This window comes from Vibrio anguillarum (assembly GCF_003390515.1).
Taxonomy (GTDB): domain Bacteria; phylum Pseudomonadota; class Gammaproteobacteria; order Enterobacterales; family Vibrionaceae; genus Vibrio; species Vibrio anguillarum.
Genome location: NZ_CP031479.1, coordinates 3,086,217 through 3,086,789, shown reverse-complemented (window position 1 = coordinate 3,086,789; position 573 = coordinate 3,086,217). Strand labels below are relative to the sequence as shown.

Here is a 573-nt window from a genome sequence, read left to right as displayed (position 1 = left end):
CCCCTTAGCCGGGCGTTAGGTATTTGGAGGCATCATGAGATCAATCTTGTTGATTATTTGTACTGTTTTATTAAGCGGCTGCTTGGGTATGCCCGAATCAGTAAAGCCGGTGTCGGATTTTGAACTGAACAATTATTTAGGTAAATGGTACGAGGTTGCTCGACTTGATCACTCCTTTGAAAGAGGTTTAAGTCAGGTTACTGCGGAATACCGTGTTCGAAATGATGGCGGTGTTTCGGTTCTTAATCGTGGTTATTCTGAAGATAAAGGTGAGTGGAAAGAGGCTGAAGGTAAAGCTTACTTTGTAGATAGTCCAACAGACGGTTATCTGAAAGTTTCATTTTTTGGTCCGTTTTATGGCTCTTACGTGGTGTTTGAGTTAGAGCGTGAAAACTACAGTTATGCCTTCGTTTCAGGGCCGAATACAGAATATCTGTGGTTACTTTCAAGAACGCCTAGAGTCGAATTAGACATTCTGGAGAAGTTCGTTCAAATGTCGAAAGAGCGTGGTTTTGATACAAATCGGCTCATTTACGTTCAGCAGCAATAAATACCTAACAAACGGCTCAAGAG

General features: G+C 41.9%; 1 protein-coding gene. It reads left to right on the top strand.

All coding sequences use genetic code 11. The features are described from left to right. The first annotated feature begins 34 nt into the window (after positions 1–34). Complete coding sequence (locus DD616_RS16955) at positions 35–550, top strand: lipocalin family protein (RefSeq protein ID WP_208871959.1); 516 nt, start codon at positions 35–37, stop codon at positions 548–550. The last annotated feature ends 23 nt before the right edge of the window (positions 551–573 follow it).